The following is a 19,086-nucleotide window of genomic DNA, read 5'->3' on the forward strand; positions in this document are numbered from 1 at the left end:
CAGCCGTCACAGGCGCCGGCGCCGCCTGCTTTTTGGAACATTAGACATGATGACTGCGTCACACAGTGATGATCTTGCTGAGATGATCACCCATCCGGCAGGCAAGCGCTGTGATCGTCGTCGTCGGGTTGCATTCGCCCGAGGTGCAGAACACCGAGGAGCCGCCGACATAGAGATTGTCCATGCCGTGCACCTTGCAGTTGGCGTCGACGACGCTCCTGGTCACATCGGTACCCATGCGGGTGCCGCCCATATGGTGGTGGCCGGCCAGTTCCTCATCCGTCGGATAGTCCTGGCCATTGGCAAGCCACTCCATGATGCGGACGCGGCCGAGGTCCTTCTCGATCAACGTCGTGCCGAAGAGTTTGAGCCCCTCCAGAATGGTGCGCCGCTCCAGCGGCGACTTCTTCCAGTGCAGCTCGATGCGCGGCACGCCGGCATGGTCGACATCGGTCTTCGACAGTTCGATCCGGTTCGAAGCCAGCGGCGCCTGTTCCCAGGCGACGTAGAGCTGGGCCGCGCAGCGCAGGTTCTGGCTGAGCTGATACGCCACCCATTCGGCGGCGTCGGGTGCGGTGCAGGCCAAGTCGGCAATCAGGCTCTTGACGCCGGCATAGGGCGTCTCGATCAGGCGGATGCCGAAATTCATGATCTGCAGCCGCTCCATGGCGGCCAGCGTCGGCGAGAAGAAGGCCTCGTTGACGGCGTCGACCTCGAACTCGCTGTAGTCGGCCAGGATGGCATTGCCGCCCTCGAAAGTCGGATGCTCCATCCAGTAGCGGCCAAGCGCCGTGGCGTTCGGCACCACGCCGCCATTCGAGCGCTGGTTCGACCATAGAAGCAGCCGTGAATTCTCCAGCCCGCCGGTGCAGACGATGAAATAATCGGCGCTGAAGGCACCGGCATCCTGGCCGTTCGACCATAGCCTGGCGCCAGTCACCCGCTTGCCGTCGCCGGCAAGTTCGGTGGCATAGGTGTTGAGCACGACGGCGATGGTCTTGCTCTTGTCGAGCTCGTCGGCGAATTTCTCGCCAAAGCGCACGGCCGGGCTCTTGATCAACTGCACCCAGCGTATGTCGTCCGAAATCGGCACATCGGGACGGAAGTCCGGAAGCTTGAGGATATCATGCACCTCACTCAGATAGGGCTCGATGTCGGTGCGGCTGATCGGCCAGCCAGTGTCCGGCGCCCACGCCTTGGGTTCGAAATCTTGGCTGTCGAGCACCCGGCACCAGCCGGCCCAATGGTTCGACGAGCCACCCATGAAGCGCAGCCGGGTGATAGCGAGATCGAAATAGGGATCGCCGACCGTGGTGCCGCGGTAGAAATCCTGCGACTCGTCGCTGAATTCGCGCGCGCCGGCCTCCAGCACCACGACCGGAATACCGGCGGCGCCAAGCTTCCTGGCGATGGTGGTGCCGGCAGGGCCCGAGCCGAGGATACAGACCCTGGGTTTGAAATCCGAGGCGCGATACGCCTCATAACTGTCGAAGATCATGCCAGGTCGCTCCGCTTCAGGATCCAGCCATTGACCTCGACGATCTCGTCGGGATCGGCATGGGGGCGGTCGCTGTCAGGCAGCTTGCGAAACAGCCGTAACGCCGGCATCGCAAGCAGCGCCTGCAGGATGGCGCGGCGCGATACTTTCTTGATGAAGAAACTCATGACACGTCTCTCGATGGGGGCCTCGATCCACGCATGGCGTTCCCTGAACGGCACACGTGCCGGCCAGACAGGCCATTTCCGTGCCAGTCCTAGCCGGTAAACGGCTTACAACCGGGTAAACGGCGTGGTTGCGTGAAAAACGACGTTAGCAAATCCTTAGCAGGCATGGGCGCGAGCCTCAGGCGGCCTCGGAAATGTCCCGGTCGAGGATCGACAAATTGCGGCCACGGTGCTTGGCCTCGTAGAGCCGGAGGTCGGCAGCGCGCATCAGTTCCGAAACATTGGAATCCTCGCCGCAAGTGATGCCGCCAATGCTGACGGTCAGCGGCACAGTCCGCTCGTCGACCGGGCGGAAGCGGATCAGCTCGACTTCGCGGCGGATGCGCTCGGCGACGCGCCTGGCCTCCGCGCTGGTGGCGCCGACCAGGAAGGCGCCGAACTCCTCGCCGCCGATGCGGCCAAGCACGTCGCCGCTGCGCACGCCACGCTCGATGGCGCTGGCGATCAGCAGCAGCGCGTCATCGCCGGTCAGATGGCCGAAGCTGTCGTTGATCGCCTTGAAATGGTCGGCGTCGATGATCAGCAGCGCGCCGCGATCGGATTTACGCCGCGAGCCGTCGAGCGCGGCAAAGAAGCTCTCGCGGTTGAGCATGCCGGTCATGTCGTCGCGGCTCGCCTTCTCCGACAGGCGGCGATGCGCGGCGGCGAGCTGGGCATGCGCGCGGGCAAGGTCGCGATGCGCGCCTTTCAGTCTGTCGCTCTGCCAGAAGGTGCTGGCGCAGGCGATCCAGGCGAGCGCCAGCGGGCACACCGTCGACGTCAGCCAGATGGTGCGACTGACCGGAAAACCCATGGCGGGAACGACAATAAGCGTCAGCAAAAGCGAGATGGCTACCGAGCCGAACGCGACGGCGGCGGACTTTAAAAGTATGCGACTCATCGCTGGCTCCCACTGAACCGTCTCTGTGCCAGCAAGCCCTGAAGGCCACCTTTCGGCGATGGCTAAAATTTGAATGGTGAGCCCATTTTTACAACTCTAGATGCGTATAGGTTGTGGATAAGCCTGACGTCAGAAAGGGGTTCGAACGGCAGATATTTCGTGCCATAAGGACGCAATGACCACGTCGCCCGATCCCGCCCGCTTCGCTCACGTCACCGACTGGGTGTTCGACCTCGACAACACGCTCTATCCGCACCATTCGAATCTGTTTTCACAGATCGACGTCAAGATGACGGCCTATGTCGGAGAACTGCTGACGCTGCCGCGTGACGAGGCCCGCAAGCTGCAGAAGGAACTCTATCTCGAATATGGTACGACGCTGAACGGGTTGATGACGCGCCACGGCATCGACCCCGACGACTTCCTCGAAAAAGTGCACGACATCGACTATTCGTGGCTGGTGCCCGATCCGGTGCTCGGCACCGCCATCCGCCAGCTTCCCGGGCGCAAGTTCATCTTCACCAATGGCGATCGCAGGCATGCCGAGCGGACCGCGCGCCAACTCGGCATCCTTGATCATTTCGACGACATTTTCGACATTGTCGCTGCCGGGCTCAACCCCAAACCGGCGCGCCAGACCTATGAAAAATTTGCCGAACTGCATGCCGTCACCGGCCACAATGCGGTGATGTTCGAGGATCTCGCCCGCAATCTGGAGGTGCCGAAATCGCTTGGGATGACCACAGTGCTGGTGGTGCCGCGCAATTTCGAGCCGACCTTTGCCGAGATCTGGGAACGCGATCCGGCCAATGAGGACGACGTCGATTTCGTCACCGACGACCTTGCCAGTTTCCTGACGGGAATAGTCGCGGGGAGTGAGGCAGTAGGGCAGTAGGGGAATAGGGCGGCGGTTGCACTCACCGCATCCAGATCAAATTCCCCTACTGCCTTACTGCCCTACTCCCTTACTCCCCTAACTTGTAGAAGCGGCTGATAATCCCCCACGCCTCGTCCGCGGTGTCGACGAAGTCGATGATGTCCTGGTCGCCGGGCGTGATGGTGCCCTGTTCGGCCAGGAAATCGAGATTGATGGCGCGTTTCCAGAACGCCTTGCCGAACAGGATCACTGGCACGCGCTCCATGCGGCCCGTCTGGATCAGTGTCAGCGTCTCGAAGAACTCGTCCATGGTGCCGAAGCCGCCCGGAAACACAGCAACAGCCTTGGCGCGCATGACGAAATGCATCTTGCGGATGGCGAAATAGTGGAAGTTGAAGCACAGCTCCGGCGTCACATAGGCATTCGGCGCCTGCTCGTGCGGCAGCACGATGTTGAGGCCGATCGACGGCGCGCCTACATCGTCGGCGCCGCGATTGCCAGCCTCCATGACGCCAGGCCCACCACCGGTGACGACGACGAATTCGCGATAATAGGACGTGGCTGACTGCTTCGCGCAGAGTCGGGCGAATTTGCGCGCCTCCTGGTAGTATTTGCTGTTTTCCTCGAGGTTCTTCTTCTGCGTCTCGTTCTTGGCCGCCCAGGCCTCGCCGCCAGGTTCGGGAATGCGCGCGCCGCCGAACAGGATCACCGTCGAGCGGATGCCGCGTTCGGCCAGAATCATTTCGGGCTTCAGGAGTTCCAGCTGCAACCGCACCGCGCGCAATTCGCGACGCGTCATGAAGTCGGGATCGTTCCAGGCCAGACGATAGGTGTCGGCGCGCGTCTGCGGCGTATCGGGCACGCTTTTCGAGCGCTCCAGATCCTCGTCCGAATGCGGCAGCGGCGTCCATCCCGCCTTTTCCATAGGAGTCATATGCTTTACCCGTCCCAACAGTTCACTTGCGCCGTCCCGTGGCGCACGCGCGATTGACCCCCAATACGCCTTAACATAAGCAGGTTCCGCAAAAGTGTTCGGCGGTTTTGCGACAAGAACCTGCTACATGCAAAGACCCAGGCAGGCAAAGCCTGCCAAGGGGTCCGCGCGATTTTCAAAACAGGTTAAGGCGATGGCCTTAACAGCGTGGTAACGGAGCGAATTCATGTCGAAGCCTGATCTGGCAAGCCTCGAAAAGACCATCGAGAAGGCCTTCGAGGAGCGCGACACGATTTCTCCCGCGACCCGCGGCGAAACGCGCGACGCCATCCAGTCTTCACTCGACCTGCTCGACCGCGGCACCGTGCGCGTCGCCGAGCGCCAGGCCGACGGCAAGTGGCATGTCAACCAGTGGCTGAAGAAGGCGGTGCTGCTCTCCTTCCGGCTCTATCCCATGGAGATCATCAAGGGTGGCCCGGGCCATGCCGTATGGTGGGACAAGGTGGCGTCGAAGTTCGACGGCTGGAGCGCGGTCGATTTCGAGAAGGCCGGTTTCCGCGCCGTGCCGTCGTCGATCGTGCGCCGTTCGGCCTATGTCGCGCCGGGCGCGGTGCTGATGCCGTCCTTCGTCAATGTCGGCGCCTATGTCGACAGCGGCACCATGGTCGACACCTGGGCCTCGGTCGGCTCCTGCGCCCAGATCGGCAAGAACGTGCACCTGTCGGGCGGCGTCGGCATTGGCGGCGTGCTGGAGCCTATGCAGGCCGGCCCGACCATCATCGAGGACAATTGCTTCATCGGCGCGCGCTCGGAAGTGGTCGAGGGCTGCATCGTGCGCGAAGGCTCGGTGCTCGGCATGGGCGTGTTCATCGGCCAGTCGACCAAGATCGTCGACCGCGCCACGGGCGAGGTCTTTTACGGCGAAGTGCCGCCGAATTCCGTCGTCGTCGCCGGCTCGATGCCGGGTAAGGCTTTTCCGAACAACGAGCCAGGCCCTGGCCTCTACTGCGCCGTCATCGTCAAGCGCGTCGACGCCAAGACCCGTTCCAAGACCTCGATCAACGAATTGCTGCGCGATTGATCTTTTTTGCAAACGGACGCACCTTCCGCCGGCGCGACATTCCGTCGCGCTGATTCCGCATGGAGGGGTGACATGGACTGGAAGTATCTTCTGACGAGCTATGAAGGCCGTATCAACCGCGCCAAATTCTGGGCTTGCGTTGGTGTGATATTCGTTGGCGCCATCATCGCCATCATCATCGACAACATCATCGGCACCACGTTCAACAACATGCCCTATGGTTTCGTCTACCTGATCTATGTGATCGCCACGCTCTATCTGGTCTTCGCCGTCTACGCCAAACGCTGGCATGACCGCAACAAGTCGGGCTGGTGGACACTTATCGCGCTGGTGCCTTTCATCGGAGCGATCTGGCTTATCGTCGAGCTGGGCATCCTCGAAGGCAACAGGGGCGCCAATCAATACGGACCGGATCCGCTTGCCTGAAAAAATAGACCTCATTTGGCTTTTCTTCAAAACCTCAGGCCGCGTCAGCCCCGGTGCGTATGCGCTGGCCGGCCTGCTTTTGCTGCTTGCCCAGTTTTTCCCGCTTTACCAGTTTGCCAGACTGGAGCCCGGCACTGCAAATAGCCAAGTGTGGGCCACTGTGTTCTGGACCGTTGTGCTGATTTCGACCTGGTCGAGCTTCGCGGTTACGGCAAAACGTTTCCATGATTTCGGCAAGCCGACTTACTACGCGTTGATCTCTCTCATCATCGGCCCGATTCTTCTTCTCATTCTTGCCTGCTTCAGAAGTGATCCCGGGCCTAATCGCTACGGCCGGCACACCAATTCTCCCGCACAAGCCTGAGGGCCGACCGGATATCTCGCCATGCGCTACCGCACGCTTGATCCGAAACTGATCATCGACACCGCCGAGCGGCTGGAAGGGCGCGTCGCCGAGCGTTTTCCCGAGGCGGGCCTGCGCGGCGTCGCCGCGGAACTGGTGTCGCTGTCGCGCGACCTGGCCAAGGCGGCGCAGGCGCTCGAGGCGCCGATCTGGTGGCTGCGCGGCGCCATCGTCGCCGCCGTCGTCGCCGGCGCGCTGATCTTCCTGTTCGTCGGCACCATCCTGCCGCTGATCCATATCTCGCAGGCCGACGACGCGGTGCAGTCGGTGCAAGGCATCGAAGCCACGATCAACATGATCATCCTTGCCGTGCTCGGCCTGCTGGCGCTGATCCGCACCGAGGAGCGCATCAAGCGCAAGCGGGTGTTTCGCCAGCTGCACGGGCTGAGGTCGCTGATCCATGTCATCGACATGCACCAGCTGACCAAGGATCCGGCCGCATTGTCTGCCAACTTCAGGCCGACCGCGCATTCGCCGGCGCGTATCACCAATGCCGCCGACCTGGCGCGTTACCTCGATTATTGCTCGGAAATGCTGTCGATCACCGGCAAGATCGCAGCGCTGTTCGCGCAGTCGGTCAATGACGATGTGGTCATCGACGGCGTCAACGACGTCGAGAACCTGGCATCCAACCTGTCGCGCAAGATCTGGCAGAAGATCACGCTGATCGAGGACCATCCGGCGTTGCAGCCGCTGCCGGCGCCGGGCCCGGCGAGCAAGGCGCCGGCTCCGAGGCGCGCGCCAAAGCTGTGACGCAGCGGTGCCGGCGTGCCTACTCCCGGCCCATGTGCGGGCCAAGGCCTGACGCTCGCGGCGAGCAGCCTATCCCGTGACGGCTTCCGGCGTCAGCCCGGGTGACCCGCGCTTTTCCCGCTCGGCCTGCCGCACCAGCGCGGTGACCCGCTTCAGCAAAGGCGCCGGCGTGCCGGCCTTTTCGGCGAGGCTCAGGACCGTTCCCTGCAGGTCGCCGATCTCGGTTGGCCGGCCGCGCTGGAGATCGTCCCACATCGACGAGCGCGCCTGCGGGTCGATGGCGAGCATGCGCCGCGCCACCAGCCGGAACAGCCAGTCCGGCAGCCGGAGCAGTTTCGGCAGCAGGCCGGGACGCAGGCCGCCGATCCGCGCCGGCGCAATGCCCGAGGCCTTCATCGCCGCCATCGTCGATCTGACCGGCCAGGATCAGCCGCCAGCGGCGGTCGGCGAGCTCGCTCGCCAGCGGCAGGCCGGACAGCGCGACGAGCGCATTGTTGAGGTTGATCAGCAACTTGCCCCACTGCACTGCCTTGATGTCGGCATGGGTTTCTACGGCAAGGCCTTCGACATCGAGAAGGCCGGCAAGGCCGGCCGTGCCCTCTTCGATCATCACCTTGCCCTCGCTGGCGCGATGCACGTGAAGCGGCACGTCGCCTTCGGCCGACTGGACGACATTGAACGGCACCATGCCGGCCAGCACCGGTCGAGAGCCCAGCCCGGCGCGCAACCGGTCGGCATTGCCGACACCATTCTGCAGGCTGACCACCACGACATCACTGCTCGCGTGTGCGGCAATGAGCGCCGCCATCTCTTCAGTGGCGCCGTTCTTGACCGTTACCAGCACCACGTCGGCATTGGCCAGGGCGGCGGCGGGTTCGGCAGTGACGGACACTGGCTTGATGGATCGGTCGCGGCCGTCGAGGTCGGTGACACGCAGCCCACCGCCCAGCAAGGCCTCCGCGATGCGCGGCCGCGCCAGAAACACCACCTTGCGTCCGGCCAGCGCCAGGCAGCCGCCGACATAGCAGCCGATGCTGCCGGCGCCGGCAATGACGATGGTCTTTTCGGCATTGGCCATGCGACAATCCCGTGTTGGCCCTGCACTATACGACATGAAAACCATAATGTCGGCGGCAGGACCGGTCATCATCTCTGGCCGTGACAGGCCTTTCGCTTTCGATTATCGCTTTGCCGATGAAACTGCCGACCGATCCCGCCGCCAACCTCGCGACCCTCATACGCTGCGCTTCCGTAACACCCGCCGAGGGCGGTGCGCTGGCAGCGCTGGAAGGCATGCTGAAGCCGCTCGGCTTTTCCGTCGAACGCCCGGTGTTTTCCGAAGACGGCACGCCCGACATCGAGAACCTTTATGCGCGCCGCTCCGGCAATGGGCCGCATCTGATGTTTGCCGGCCATACCGACGTGGTGCCGGTGGGCGATGAGGCATCGTGGACGCATCCGCCCTTCGCCGCCGAGATCGCCAAGGGCGAGATGTACGGCCGCGGCGCCGTCGATATGAAGGGCGGCATCGCCTGTTTCATCGCCGCGGTGGCGCGCCATGTCGAGAACAAGGGTGGCCCGAAAGGCTCGGTCTCGCTGCTGATCACCGGTGATGAAGAAGGCCCGGCCATCAACGGCACGACAAAACTGCTCGACTGGGCGGCGGCCAAGGGCGAGAAATGGGATGCCTCGATCGTCGGCGAGCCGACCAATCCGGACGCGCTCGGCGACATGATCAAGATCGGCCGGCGTGGCTCGATGTCGGGCAGCGTCACCGTCAACGGCCGCCAGGGCCATGTCGCCTATCCCTTGCTTGCCGACAATCCGGTGCGCGGCCTGATGAGCCTGGTCGAGGCCTTGCTCCACCCCGTCTTCGACAAGGGCACTAGGGATTTCCAGCCGACCAACCTGGAAGTGACCTCGATCGATGTCGGCAATCCGGCGACCAATGTCATCCCGGCCAAGGCGACAGCCACCTTCAACATCCGCTTTAACGACAGCTGGACGGTCGAGACGGTGCAGGCCGAGATCCACAACCGCCTCGACCAGGCTGCCAAGCGCAAGAAATACCGGACCGGCAAGAAGACGCACGTCGACTATGAGCTTGTCTGGCGCGACCGGCCGAGCCATGTCTTCCTGACACGCGACGACAAGCTGATCGACACGCTGCGTGGCTCGATCAAGGCGGCGGTCGGCAAGGAACCGGCGCTCTCCACCTCCGGCGGCACTTCGGACGCCCGTTTCATCAAGGATTATTGCCCGGTGGTCGAGTTCGGGCTGGTCGGCAAAACCATGCATATGGTCGATGAACGCGTCGCATTGGCCGACCTCGAAACGCTGACCCAGATCTACCAGCGCTTCATAGAAGACTGGTTCGAGCAAGGCTGATCATGCTTTCGGTTGACGAGACCTCTTCATCGCTTACCGGCGCCTGGCGGCTGATGCTCGGCAAGGCCGACGGCTTGCGGCTGCTCGACCTGTCGGCGGACGGCTTCTGGAATTCCTTCTTTGCCATCGTCGTCGCCGCGCCGGCGATGATCGTCGGCTGGGTCGGCACGGCCAACGAGATCGGCGACCCCAATGCGTTCGCCGGGCGGCTGGGCATGTTGATCCGGCTGGCAACCGTCGACCTCGGCTCGTGGCTGTTGCCGCTGGTCGCGCTTGCCCTGGTCGCGTCGCGCGCCGGCATCGGCGACCGCTTCGTCCACTACGTCGTCGCCAGCAACTGGGCGTCGGCAATCACCGCCTGGATGCTGCTGCCATCGGCGTTGATCAGGCTCTTCCTGCCGTCCGGCAACCCATTCGCCGAATTGGTGTGGCTGGCTTTGGTGGTGCTGTCGCTGGTGCTCACCTGGCGGATGACCAACGCCGCGATCGGCAAGGGCGCGGCTGTCGGCACCGCCGTTTTCACAGGCATGTTGGTGGTGTCTCTGGCCGTCTTGTTCGGCTTGGTGGCGCTGCTCGGCATCACTGTACCGACGGCCGCCCCGGCCTAGGATTTTTCCGGATAGTCGACGCCGATGAGAAAAAGCCCGTCGGGCGGTGCCACCTGGCCGCAGGCGGCGCGGTCCTGCGCATCGAGCGCGGCCTTGAGATCGGCAGCCGTCCAGCCGCCGTCGCCGACGCGTTTCAGCGAGCCGACCATGGAGCGCACCTGATTGTGCAGGAACGAGCGCGCCGAGGCCCTGACCTCGATCAGGTCGCCCTGGCGGCTCACATCGAGCCGCTCCAGCGTCCGCACCGGACTGTTGGCCTGGCATTGCGTCGAGCGGAAGGTGGTAAAGTCATGTCGGCCGAGCAGGACTTTCGCCGCTTCGTGCATGGCGTCCGCATCGAGCCGCTTCGGCACCCACCAGACCTTGCCCTTTTCCATCGCAGCCGGCGCGCGCCGGTTGAGGATGCGGTAGAGATAGTGCCGTCCGGTGGCCGAGAAACGGGCGTCGAAATCGTCGGGGACAACCCTCGCCTGCAGGATGGCGACGTGCGCGCCGGCCGCCTGCAGATGCGCGTTAATGGCGTCGCGCACCTTGTCGTTGGGCCACGCCTTGGCGAGGTCGACATGCGCTACCTGGGCGGTCGCGTGGACGCCGGCGTCGGTGCGGCCGGCGGCGCGCAACCGCACCGCCTCGCCGCTGAATTTCTCGATCGCCTGCTCTATCGCCTGCTGCACCGAAGGCTGATCCGCCTGGTGTTGCCAGCCGGCGAAGAGGCTGCCGTCATATTCGATATCGAGACGAAAACGCGGCATAAGCGATCTGCACCCGCCGCTCAGGCGGCGAGTGCGGTAAAGGCCTGGGCGTAGACCAGTTTGCCTTTTTCGGGTGCGTCACCCCAGGCCAGCGCCTGCAGCGCCTCGCCCTGGTATTCGCTCTCGAACTTTTCGGCGCGCGCATGGTTGTAGCCGAAGCGGCCGTAATAGGCCGGATCGCCCAAGACAACGGCGAGCACTTCGCCGGCGTCCTTGAGGCGGATATGCGCCTCGCGGATCAGCGCACCGCCAATGCCCGAGCCGTGGAACGAAGGTTCCACCGCCAACGGCGCCAGCGCCACCGCCGGGAAACTCTTGCCGCCATTCTGCACATACAGCCTGGAGAACAGGATGTGGCCGACCACCTGGCCGTCTTCTTCCGCCACAAGCTCGACAACGGCGTCGCCGCCGGTGACCAACGCGTCGACCAGACCGGCCTCCGCCTGCTGGCCGAATGCGTGTTCCTCGACGAGGCGGATAGCCTCGCGGTCCCGCGGCGTTGCCGCGCGTATCGACATCATGCTCATGTGAATTTCATTCCTTTTTCGATCTTGGCCCCGCGCAGAAACTCCTGCGCGGCGGCGGGCCTTCCGCCCGCCCGTTGAACTTCGACCAGCCTGACCGCGCCTGTTCCGCAGGCGACCGTCAGCCGGTCATCGAGAATTCCTCCCGACTCGCCCATGCCTTCCGAAAGCGTGCCTTCAGAAAGCGTCGAGCGAAGGAGTTTCAGCCGTTCTGTGCGGCCGCCAATGTCGGCCTCGCACCAGGCGCCAGGGAACGGCGACAGGCCGCGAATGTGATTGTGGACCTCGGCAGCCGGCCGCGTCCAGTCAATACGCGTCTCCGATTTATCGATTTTCCTGGCGTAGGTCACCCCGTCAGTCGCCTGCAAGGTCGATGCCAGCGTATTTGTCTCCAATCGGGACAGCGCTTCCACCATCAGGGTAGCGCCAATGCTCATCAAGCGATCGTGCAGATCGCCGGCCGTCATATCGGGGTCGATGGCACATTTTTCAACCAGTGCCACCGGGCCGGTGTCCAGGCCCTCTTCCATATGCATCACCATCATGCCGGTCTCGGTGTCGCCGGCCATGATGGCGCGCTGGATGGGAGCTGCACCACGCCAGCGCGGCAAAAGCGAGGCGTGGCCGTTGATACAGCCGAGCCGCGGAGCCTCCAGAATGGCCTTCGGCAACAGCAAACCATAAGCGACAACGACCGCGATATCGGCCTGCAACGCGCGGAAAGCGGCCTGCTCGGTCTCGCTTTTCAGCGACATCGGCGTGCGTACCGCGATATCAAGCCGCTCGGCCTCGCGCTGCACCGGCGACGGCGTCAGTTCCAGCCCACGGCGGCCTGCGGCGCGCGGAGGCTGGGTGTAGACGGCTGCTATCTCGTGTCCGGCCTCGGCGATCGCGCGCAGCACCGGCACCGAAAACTCCGGCGTGCCCATGAAGATGACGCGAAGCGGCATCTTTTCCTATCCCACCAGCTTGCCCGGCGCCTTGTCCTTGGCGAGCTTCTTGAACTTCTTGACCACCATATCGCGCTTCAGTTTCGAGATGTGGTCGATGAACAGCACGCCGTTGAGGTGGTCGATCTCGTGCTGCAGGCAGGTCGCCATCAGGCCTTCGGCCTCGATCTCCTGCAGCTTGCCGTCGCGGTCGAGATATTTCACCCGCACCGAAGCCGGCCGTTCGACCTCGGCATAATAGTCCGGGATCGACAGGCAGCCTTCCTCGTAGACCGAGCGCGCGTCGGCGCTTGCGAGGATTTCGGGATTGATGAAGACATGCGGCGCCGGCGTCTCGTCTTCCTTGGCGAGGTCGATGACCAGCATGCGCAGCGGCTCGCCGATCTGGATCGCGGCCAGGCCGATCCCCGGCGCGTCATACATGGTCTCCAGCATGTCGTCGGCCAGTTTGCGCAAAGGCGCATCGACGCGTTCGACGGGTTTGGAAACCTGGCGCAGGATGGGATCGGGAAGGATGATGAGCGGCTTGATCGACATGGCGTCTCACCTAAGACGTCATGCGAAAAGCGTCAACCGGGGCGGTTTGCGCCCGTTCACGTTTTGATCTGTGCCAGACCGGCGAATCGGCTATGCTGGCGACATGAACGACCTTAACTCCATCCTTTCCGAACCCGTTGCCCGGCTTGGCGCCACGACGATCACGCTCGGCCATGCGCTGGCCTTCGGCGCGATCGTGTTCCTCGGCCTGTTCCTGGCGCTGGTGGTTGCCCTATGGCGGTCGGCCAGGGCGCGCACCATCGCCGCCGCGGAAGCCGCCGACCACGCCCGCGACGCCGAGGCGCGGATGGCCGGCATTTTGCAAAGCCAGGCCGAGATGCAGGGCCGCATAGGCGCCATCGCCGATGTGTTCGGCGCAAGGCAGGCCGAACTCAACCAGTCGATCGGCCAGCGCCTCGACGCCATGACCGGCCGCCTCGGCCAGACCATGACCGAACAGACCAAATCGACGCATGACAGCCTGGCGAAATTGCAGGAACGGCTGGCGGTCATCGACACCGCGCAAGGCAACATCCAGTCGCTGGCCGGCCAGGTCGTGCAGTTGCAGGCGATCCTGTCCAACAAGCAAACGCGCGGCGCCTTCGGCCAGTCGCGCATGGAGGCGATCGTCGCCGACGGACTGCCGATGGGCGCCTATGAATTCCAGGCGACGCTGTCGAATGGCAGCCGTCCGGACTGCCTGATCAGGATGCCGAACGGCGCGCCGCAGCTGGCCATCGACGCCAAGTTTCCGCTGGAAGCCTGGAACGCCATCCGCGCCGCCGACGGCGCTGACCTGCAGAAGGTCGCCGCCCAGGCTTTCCGCCGTGACATCGAGACCCATGTCCGCGATATCTCGGAGAAATATCTGATCCAGGGCGAGACGCAGGACACCGCCTTCATGTTCGTGCCGTCGGAATCGGTGTTCGCCGAAATCCACGAGAATTTCGACGCCGTCATCCAGAAGGCGCACCGCGCCCGGGTCATCATCGTCTCGCCGTCGCTGCTGATGCTGTCGATCCAGGTCATCCAGGCGATCCTCAAGGATGCCCGCATGCGCGAGCAGGCGCATCTGATCCAGGGCGAGGTCATCCGGCTGATGGAAGATGTTCAGCGCGTCGACGAGCGGGTGCGCCGGCTGCAGACGCATTTCACCCAGTCGGCCAAGGATATCGACGACATACTGGTGTCGACGTCGAAGGTGACCAAACGCGGCCAGAAGATCGAGGCGCTGGAGTTTGGCGAAAGCGACGCTGAAGTGCGCGGCGGCGGGCCCGCCAAGGCCGAACCCGGGGTGCGGGTGGCGGATTCCAAGACAGGCCAGCTCAGGCTCCGTGTCGTCGAAGGCGACGACTAGTCTAGAGTCTGCTCTAGACCGTAGCCACGATTACGTGTGCCTGAATTTTGGCCGCAACCTCGCCGCTGCCATGTCTGGCTGCAATCACGGCTGCGGCATGGTCGGTTGCGGCTTGCAGTTTTCCTGCATCCCTGGCCTCGATCTCGGTGCGAAGAACCGTCCCCTGGCAATAGGCAACCGCCGGAAGCCGCGGCGACGATGCACGGCTTTGTTCGGCCCTCGTCTCGATCGCCACACGGGAGAAGCCTGCACTTTCCAGCTCGCTGCGGATCAGGGCCGTGTCATGGTAGCCGTGCGGCGTGCGGGCGAGAAAGCGCGGCGGATCGTCCGGAAAGATCTCGGCAAGAGCGTTCGTCACATCATTGGCAAACACATTCTCCTCGATGCGATCCCACACGTTGAACAGGAAATGGCCTCCGGGCTTCAGGACCCGCTTTGCTTCGCGATAGCCGGCGGTGCGGTCGGGAAAGAACATCGCGCCGAACTGGCAGCAAACGAGATCGAAGGTCGCATTTTCAAACGGCAGCGCCAGAGCATCCGCCTGGCGCCATTGGATGCGACTGTCGGGAGCTTGCCGCGAGGCAGCAAAGTCGAGCATCGGCTGGTTGAGATCGGTCACGACATAGCTTGCGCCAGGAGACAGTTTTGGCGCCAATGCGCGGGTGACGACCCCGGTCCCTGCGGCGACTTCCAGGACAGCGCCGGGCGACAAGGACGCTGCCCGCCGTGCCATATCGGCGGCGAACGGCTCGAAAATCAACGGCACCATATAGCGGTCGTAGTTTTCCGGAATCGAGCCGGCAAAAATCTTGTCTGTTTCCAGCATCGCTTTCACCCGCCATCCGTTTGATGGTGAGCCTAGCACATCATCGTCTGGTTTGGGGCGCGTTTAACCGGGAGGCAGGTGCTACTGCGCCTCCACGATGCTGATGCCCTCGAATTCCGGAAGCCAGTGCAGGGCCGACCGGTGCCATTTCTGTTGGGTCGGAACCAGATCCTCGCGTTGCCGCGCGGTTCCCGCCCTGATCCCATAGACCTTCGGGCCGTCGCCAACCGACGTCGCGTAAAGATGCGAACCGCAGTCGGCGCAAAAGGCCTGGGCGCGCTTGGCGCCGCTCGATCCTGTCTTGATATAGACCTTCGGCGTGCCCTTGGTGATCCGGTAGTGATCCTCAGACGCGGGAACGGTGACACGAAAGGCCGTGCCGGTCAGTTGCTGGCAGTCGGTGCAATGACAGATCGAGGTCTTTTCCGGGTCGACCTCTGCCTCGTAGGTGATGGCGCCGCAATGGCACCCGCCGTCGATTTTCATGGTTGCTCCTCCGAAATCCGTCGAGTGATCTTAGCGGGACCAGGTGACCGCGCCAACGGTGGACTTCTGGTCCAGGATTAGTCCGATGCCGCCTCGACCTGTTTGCGCCTGTGTTCCCAGGTTCCCGTCGTCTGCGGCTTGACGAACAGCCTGGTGATCTCCGGCATCTCCTTCTTCAGCCGCGCCTCCAGGCGCTCGACGCAGGCTTCGATCTCGGGCGCCGTCAGATGGTCCTCGAATTCGATGCTGAGGCCGGCGACGATCTCTTGCGGGCCGAGATGGACGGTGAGAACGCCGTTGGCCCGTTGCACCGCCGGATCCTGCTGGACAAACGCCAGCACCTTGGCTTGCACCTCGGGCGAGGCCGGCTCGCCCATGAGCAGGCCCTTGCTTTCCCGCGCCAGAAAGATGGCGGTGGCGCCGAGGATCACCGCGATGCCGATCGAGGCGGCGCCGTCGAGCTCAGGCATTTCCAGCAGCTCCGCTGCCAGGATGCCGGCGAAGGCAACGACCAAGCCAAGGAGCGCGGCGCTGTCCTCGAACAGGATCGTGTAGACACTCGGATCCTTGCTCGACTGCACGGCTTGCAGCCAGCCTTGCTTGCCCTTTTGCTGGCGGAACTCCTTCAGCGCCACATACCAGGAGCTGCCCTCGAATAGCATCGAGAGGCCGAGCACGATGTAATTGATTTTGGGATTGGCGACCGGCTCGGGCGCCATGATGTGGATGACCCCCTCGTAGAACGACACCCCGGCGCCGAGCGCAAAAACCAGCAGAGCGACAATAAAGCTCCAGAAATACAGCTCGCGGGCATGGCCGAGCGGATGCGTTCGGTCCGGCGGGCGGGCGGCGCGGTGTATGCCGTAGAGCAGCAGGCCGCCATTGCCGGTATCGACCAGCGAGTGCACGCCTTCCGACAGCATGGCCGAGCTGCCGGTGAAGGAGGCGGCGACGAACTTGGTCAGTGCAATGGCGAGATTGCCGGCAAGTGCCGCGTAGATGACCGTCTTCGACCCGCCATGCGCTGCCATCCTGTCCCTCCAAGGCACCCAATGTAACGGCCCTGCGACCGACGCTCCACGGGCATCACAACGCGCCAGAAGCCCGGTCGTTCAGGCCCTTGAAGGCTGGCTGGAGAAAAATACGCCGCTATTCGATGATTTCGTCCGTCCAGACCTTGAAGCTGGCCAGCGTGCCCGGCCCGAAAATATGGGTCAGCGGCACGTCGGCGGCGTCGCGGCCGGAAGCGATCAGGATGCGGCCGATGCGCGGGGAATTGTTGCGCGGATCGAAGACATGCCAGCGACCGCCGAGATAGACCTCCATCCATGCGGCGAAATCCATGCTCGCCCAGGGTTTGGGCAGGCCGATGTCGCTGATGTAGCCGGTGCAGTAGCGCGTCGGGATGTTGAGCGCACGGCAGAAGGTGACGGCGAGGTGGGCAAAGTCGCGGCAGACGCCGCTTTGCTCGCGATAGGCTTCGGCCGCGGTGCGCGTAGGCCGCGCATTGCCGTAGCTGAAGACGATGTGGTTGTGAACGAAGTCGCAGACCGCCTGGACACGCGCAATGCCGAGCGGCGTGTGCCCGAACAGCCGCCAGGCTTCGCTGGCCAGCAGATCGCTCTCGCAAAAGCGGCTGGGCAACAGGAACAGCAGTGTGTCTGACGGCAGGTCGCGCACCTCGTACTGCCAGGCCATCAGGTCGCCCATCTCGAAGGTGCCGGGGTCGCGGATCACGGAATCGGTGCCGAAGGTGAAGCGGCCGGGCGGGGCGACGAAACGGTTGCACCAGTTGCCGAAACTGTCGCGATAGCTCTGGATCGGCACCGGCGGGTTGGAGATCAGGAAATCCGGGCGCTCGAGATCGGATGCCCTGGAGTAGTGGACGTTGAGCATCGCGATCAGCGGCGTTTCCTGCGGAAAATCGAAACTCATCTCGCTGCCGATGCGGATTCGCATTGTCGTCCTGACCGGACTGCCTGATCATCGCCGGGCGAAGGCATGGCGGATGCTGCAGTGCGAAGACAACCATGGCACGGACCGGCATGGTTTACGAGCAAATTAGAAACCGGTTGAAAGCAGGCCGCTGGCGCCGGCGACAAGCGGCTAGCCTCTTGCAGTCCGGCGTTTCTCTTGTTTCACTTGGCGTCCCAGCAATTGGAGGACCGAATCATGGCTAAAGGTGCGATGAAGGCCGGCAAGGAAGCCCGCAAGCCGAAGAAGGACGCCAAGAAGCCCGCCGCGGCTCCGGCGCTCAAGGCGCCTCCCGTCAAGGCGATCAGACTCAAGGACAAGTAAGTCGCTCGGACCGACATCCGGGCAATCCGTTTCGGCGCAGATTTTTACACCGGCGGCATGAGCAATGCCGCCGGTGTTTTGTTGATCGGGCAGGCGAAGCCGCCTATATCGAGGCAGCGAGGACGACCTCGCGCCTTCCCCGAAAAAACCGGCCGGGACGACCCGCCATCCTCATGGAATGAAGGGCATCCCGATGTCGTGGGTCTTTCTGTTTTTCGCCGGCCTGTTCGAGATCGGCTGGGCGATCGGCCTCAAATACACCGACGGCTTCTCGAAGCCGCTGCCGACGGTGCTCACCGTCGCGTCGATGATCGTCAGCCTGGGGCTGCTCGGTCTGGCGCTGAAGACGCTGCCTGTCGGTACGGCCTATGCGGTGTGGACCGGCATCGGCACGGTCGGCACGGCGCTGCTCGGCATCTGGCTGCTGGGCGAGCCGGCAACCGCGATCCGGCTCGGCTGCATTGCGCTCATTGTCTGCGGCATTATGGGGCTGAAGCTCGCCGCCTAGAGCAGTTCACCGTTTCACGGAAACGGCGATCTGCTCTATCTTTGTCTTTCGCAATTCCCAAGGGAAAGCGCTACGCACTTTTCCCGGGAAACCACTTCACACTTTTCCTGGAATTGCTTTAAGCCAAAGCAACCGAGGAAATCGGCGCACAAATACGCTCAGGGCCGCTGGAAGGCGACCCTGATGTCCGATCGTTTCGATCGAAGCGTTAACGGGCGGAGAAGCCCGGAGGCGTCCGGCCGGTGCGCTGCTTGCGCGCCGCATAGCGTGCGTCGCGCTTGGCCTTGCGTTCGGCTTCGTCGGCCAGCAAACGGGCGATGCGCTCGTTTTCTTCGGCTTCCTTGATCTTCGCTTCAGCCTGCGCTGCCTCTTCGGCGGCAATACGCGCCGCTTCGGCTGCTGCCTCGCGCTCGGCCTTCTCGACCGCCTCGCGTGCCAGCTTTTCCTGCTTCAGCCTGGCCTTTTCGGCCTCGCGCTTTTCACGCGCCTCGAGGATCGCCTTGCGTTCGGCCTGTCTTGCCAGGACCGCAGGATCATCTGCCGCCGGCTTTGACTTGAAGCGCTCCAGAAGCGCTTTCTTTGCCTCGTTCGCGGCATTGCGCCGCTCGAAAATGTCTTTTTCCCTGTAGATAGCCAAGTCCACTTCCCTGAAGTCAATTCGCGACGCTTACATACGCGCGAAAACCGATAGTTCAAGCGCCAAAACGGAATGCCAGCCATGAAATTCTACGCTGTTGCAGACAGGAGACGCGCTTTTGCCGACCAAAGCCGAC

Annotated in this window: 23 protein-coding genes and 1 pseudogene; 10 read left to right on the forward strand and 14 right to left on the reverse strand. The window is 63.4% G+C overall.

The window, feature by feature from the left end:
• Positions 1-58: 58 nt before the first annotated feature.
• The 3 genes from AC1D1N_RS05000 to AC1D1N_RS05010 all read right to left on the reverse strand — a co-directional run bounded on the left by AC1D1N_RS05000 (position 59) and on the right by AC1D1N_RS05010 (position 2,605).
• A complete protein-coding gene (locus AC1D1N_RS05000; RefSeq protein WP_477346976.1) occupies positions 59-1,498 on the reverse strand; it encodes a GMC oxidoreductase in 1,440 nt (479 codons plus the stop codon).
• Complete coding sequence (locus tag AC1D1N_RS05005; RefSeq protein ID WP_112559017.1) at positions 1,495-1,665, reverse strand: hypothetical protein; 171 nt, start codon at positions 1,663-1,665, stop codon at positions 1,495-1,497. Before AC1D1N_RS05005 ends, AC1D1N_RS05000 begins: the two co-directional genes overlap by 4 nt.
• 178 nt (positions 1,666-1,843) lie before the next feature.
• Entirely contained in the window at positions 1,844-2,605 is a 762-nt protein-coding gene (locus tag AC1D1N_RS05010) for a GGDEF domain-containing protein (protein ID WP_477346978.1), read from the reverse strand.
• 175 nt (positions 2,606-2,780) lie between these two features.
• Between AC1D1N_RS05010 and AC1D1N_RS05015 the strand changes: the two genes are divergently transcribed.
• On the forward strand, positions 2,781-3,500 hold the full coding sequence (locus tag AC1D1N_RS05015) for a pyrimidine 5'-nucleotidase (RefSeq protein ID WP_436257521.1): 720 nt from the start codon (positions 2,781-2,783) through the stop codon (positions 3,498-3,500).
• A gap of 70 nt (positions 3,501-3,570) precedes the next feature.
• On the opposite strand, the gene AC1D1N_RS05020 is transcribed toward AC1D1N_RS05015, so the two are convergent.
• Positions 3,571-4,416: an LOG family protein gene (locus tag AC1D1N_RS05020; RefSeq protein ID WP_477346980.1), complete on the reverse strand. Its 846-nt coding sequence runs from the start codon at positions 4,414-4,416 to the stop codon at positions 3,571-3,573.
• A gap of 226 nt (positions 4,417-4,642) precedes the next feature.
• Here AC1D1N_RS05020 and dapD point away from each other — a divergent pair, with 226 nt between their 5' ends.
• The 4 genes from dapD (at position 4,643) to AC1D1N_RS05040 (ending at position 7,079) form a co-directional block, all read left to right on the forward strand.
• On the forward strand, positions 4,643-5,497 hold the full coding sequence (dapD, locus tag AC1D1N_RS05025) for a 2,3,4,5-tetrahydropyridine-2,6-dicarboxylate N-succinyltransferase (protein ID WP_477346983.1): 855 nt from the start codon (positions 4,643-4,645) through the stop codon (positions 5,495-5,497).
• Positions 5,498-5,569: 72 nt separating this feature from the next.
• Positions 5,570-5,923, forward strand: coding sequence for a DUF805 domain-containing protein (locus AC1D1N_RS05030; RefSeq protein ID WP_112559022.1), 354 nt, complete (start codon positions 5,570-5,572; stop codon positions 5,921-5,923).
• Positions 5,916-6,287 (forward strand): DUF805 domain-containing protein, encoded by a 372-nt coding sequence (locus AC1D1N_RS05035; protein ID WP_436257518.1) that lies wholly within the window; start codon positions 5,916-5,918, stop codon positions 6,285-6,287. The genes AC1D1N_RS05030 and AC1D1N_RS05035 overlap by 8 nt, the downstream gene beginning before the upstream one ends.
• A gap of 21 nt (positions 6,288-6,308) precedes the next feature.
• On the forward strand, positions 6,309-7,079 hold the full coding sequence (locus tag AC1D1N_RS05040) for a hypothetical protein (RefSeq protein WP_477346986.1): 771 nt from the start codon (positions 6,309-6,311) through the stop codon (positions 7,077-7,079).
• Positions 7,080-7,148: 69 nt separating this feature from the next.
• Here AC1D1N_RS05040 and AC1D1N_RS05045 read toward each other — a convergent pair.
• Positions 7,149-8,157 (reverse strand): annotated as a pseudogene (locus AC1D1N_RS05045) (2-dehydropantoate 2-reductase).
• 116 nt (positions 8,158-8,273) lie between these two features.
• On the opposite strand from AC1D1N_RS05045, the gene dapE reads away from it, so the two are divergent.
• Both dapE and AC1D1N_RS05055 read left to right on the forward strand, forming a co-directional pair.
• On the forward strand, positions 8,274-9,467 hold the full coding sequence (gene dapE, locus AC1D1N_RS05050) for a succinyl-diaminopimelate desuccinylase (RefSeq protein ID WP_477346988.1): 1,194 nt from the start codon (positions 8,274-8,276) through the stop codon (positions 9,465-9,467).
• Between the two features lie 2 nt (positions 9,468-9,469).
• Complete coding sequence (locus AC1D1N_RS05055; protein ID WP_112559026.1) at positions 9,470-10,075, forward strand: transporter; 606 nt, start codon at positions 9,470-9,472, stop codon at positions 10,073-10,075.
• On the opposite strand, the gene truA is transcribed toward AC1D1N_RS05055, so the two are convergent.
• Genes truA through def form a run of 4 tightly spaced genes read right to left on the reverse strand, consistent with a single transcriptional unit; the run spans position 10,072 to position 12,838 of the window.
• Complete coding sequence (gene truA, locus AC1D1N_RS05060) at positions 10,072-10,827, reverse strand: tRNA pseudouridine(38-40) synthase TruA (protein WP_477346990.1); 756 nt, start codon at positions 10,825-10,827, stop codon at positions 10,072-10,074. The genes AC1D1N_RS05055 and truA overlap by 4 nt on opposite strands.
• 20 nt (positions 10,828-10,847) lie before the next feature.
• Positions 10,848-11,354: a GNAT family N-acetyltransferase gene (locus AC1D1N_RS05065; protein ID WP_142867367.1), complete on the reverse strand. Its 507-nt coding sequence runs from the start codon at positions 11,352-11,354 to the stop codon at positions 10,848-10,850.
• Positions 11,351-12,301, reverse strand: a complete 951-nt coding sequence (gene fmt, locus AC1D1N_RS05070; protein ID WP_477346992.1) for a methionyl-tRNA formyltransferase — start codon at positions 12,299-12,301, stop codon at positions 11,351-11,353. Before fmt ends, AC1D1N_RS05065 begins: the two co-directional genes overlap by 4 nt.
• Before the next feature lie 6 nt (positions 12,302-12,307).
• Entirely contained in the window at positions 12,308-12,838 is a 531-nt protein-coding gene (gene def / locus AC1D1N_RS05075) for a peptide deformylase (RefSeq protein WP_192257020.1), read from the reverse strand.
• A 103-nt stretch (positions 12,839-12,941) separates the two neighbouring features.
• Here def and AC1D1N_RS05080 point away from each other — a divergent pair, with 103 nt between their 5' ends.
• Positions 12,942-14,195 (forward strand): DNA recombination protein RmuC, encoded by a 1,254-nt coding sequence (locus tag AC1D1N_RS05080; RefSeq protein ID WP_477346994.1) that lies wholly within the window; start codon positions 12,942-12,944, stop codon positions 14,193-14,195.
• A 13-nt stretch (positions 14,196-14,208) separates the two neighbouring features.
• Here AC1D1N_RS05080 and AC1D1N_RS05085 read toward each other — a convergent pair whose 3' ends face one another.
• The 4 genes from AC1D1N_RS05085 to AC1D1N_RS05100 form a co-directional block, all read right to left on the reverse strand.
• Positions 14,209-15,021 carry a class I SAM-dependent methyltransferase gene (locus AC1D1N_RS05085; protein WP_477346996.1) on the reverse strand — a complete coding sequence of 271 codons (813 nt, stop codon included), beginning with the start codon at positions 15,019-15,021 and terminating at the stop codon, positions 14,209-14,211.
• A gap of 81 nt (positions 15,022-15,102) precedes the next feature.
• On the reverse strand, positions 15,103-15,507 hold the full coding sequence (locus tag AC1D1N_RS05090) for a GFA family protein (RefSeq protein ID WP_112559033.1): 405 nt from the start codon (positions 15,505-15,507) through the stop codon (positions 15,103-15,105).
• A gap of 77 nt (positions 15,508-15,584) precedes the next feature.
• On the reverse strand, positions 15,585-16,538 hold the full coding sequence (locus tag AC1D1N_RS05095; protein WP_436257509.1) for a cation diffusion facilitator family transporter: 954 nt from the start codon (positions 16,536-16,538) through the stop codon (positions 15,585-15,587).
• 118 nt (positions 16,539-16,656) lie between these two features.
• Positions 16,657-17,466 (reverse strand): transglutaminase-like domain-containing protein, encoded by an 810-nt coding sequence (locus AC1D1N_RS05100; protein ID WP_436257508.1) that lies wholly within the window; start codon positions 17,464-17,466, stop codon positions 16,657-16,659.
• Between the two features lie 213 nt (positions 17,467-17,679).
• On the opposite strand from AC1D1N_RS05100, the gene AC1D1N_RS05105 reads away from it, so the two are divergent.
• Both AC1D1N_RS05105 and sugE read left to right on the forward strand, forming a co-directional pair.
• Positions 17,680-17,805: a hypothetical protein gene (locus AC1D1N_RS05105; RefSeq protein ID WP_112559036.1), complete on the forward strand. Its 126-nt coding sequence runs from the start codon at positions 17,680-17,682 to the stop codon at positions 17,803-17,805.
• A gap of 193 nt (positions 17,806-17,998) precedes the next feature.
• Complete coding sequence (gene sugE / locus AC1D1N_RS05110) at positions 17,999-18,313, forward strand: quaternary ammonium compound efflux SMR transporter SugE (RefSeq protein WP_477346998.1); 315 nt, start codon at positions 17,999-18,001, stop codon at positions 18,311-18,313.
• A 208-nt stretch (positions 18,314-18,521) separates the two neighbouring features.
• Here the strand turns inward: sugE and AC1D1N_RS05115 are convergent, their stop codons facing one another.
• Complete coding sequence (locus AC1D1N_RS05115) at positions 18,522-18,950, reverse strand: DUF6481 family protein (protein ID WP_112559037.1); 429 nt, start codon at positions 18,948-18,950, stop codon at positions 18,522-18,524.
• Positions 18,951-19,086 lie beyond the last annotated feature (136 nt).

It is taken from the genome of Mesorhizobium sp. P2_B5, assembly GCF_056404775.1.